Annotated in this window: 1 protein-coding gene; it reads left to right on the forward strand. The window is 76.5% G+C overall.

The window, feature by feature from the left end:
* Positions 1 to 175: 175 nt before the first annotated feature.
* Positions 176 to 493, forward strand: a complete 318-nt coding sequence (locus tag QJ48_RS39105) for a hypothetical protein (protein ID WP_157261879.1) — start codon at positions 176 to 178, stop codon at positions 491 to 493.
* Positions 494 to 583: the final 90 nt, after the last annotated feature.

The raw sequence follows: 583 nt of genomic DNA on the forward strand, positions 1-583 counted from the left end.
GCCTCCGGGCCCACCGGGGAAGCCTCCGGGCCCGCCGGGGAAGCCTCCGGGTCCGCCGGGGAAGCCGCCGAGTCCCCCAGAGAAGTCGCCGGGCCCACCGGGGAAGCCGCCGGGTCCACCGGGGAAGCCATCCGGTCTGCCGGGCACCACTCCGGCCCCCGGAGCGGCGCCGGGCATGCCTTGGAATCCTGCGCCCGGAGTACCGCCGGGCATGCCCTGGAACCCGGCCCCCGGAGCGACGCCGGGCATGCCTTGGAATCCTGCGCCCGGAACACCGCCGGGCATGCCCTGGAATTCTGCGCCGGGAGCGCCACCGGGCATGCCTTGGAACCCTGCGCCCGGAGCGGTGCCGGGCATGCCCTGGAACCCTGTGCCCGGAGCGACGCCGGGCATGCCCTGGAATCCTGCGCCCGGAGCGGCGCCGGGCATGCCCTGGAACCCTGCGCCCGGAGCGGCGCCGGGCATGCCCTGGAACCCTGCGCCCGGAGCGTGACCGGGCATGCCCTGGAATCCTGTGCCCGGAGCGGCGCCGGGCATGCCCTGGAACCCGGCACCCGGAGCGCCACCGGGCATGCCCTGGAAT

This window comes from Paenibacillus sp. A3 (assembly GCF_001399685.1).
Classification (GTDB): domain Bacteria; phylum Bacillota; class Bacilli; order Paenibacillales; family NBRC-103111; genus Paenibacillus_G.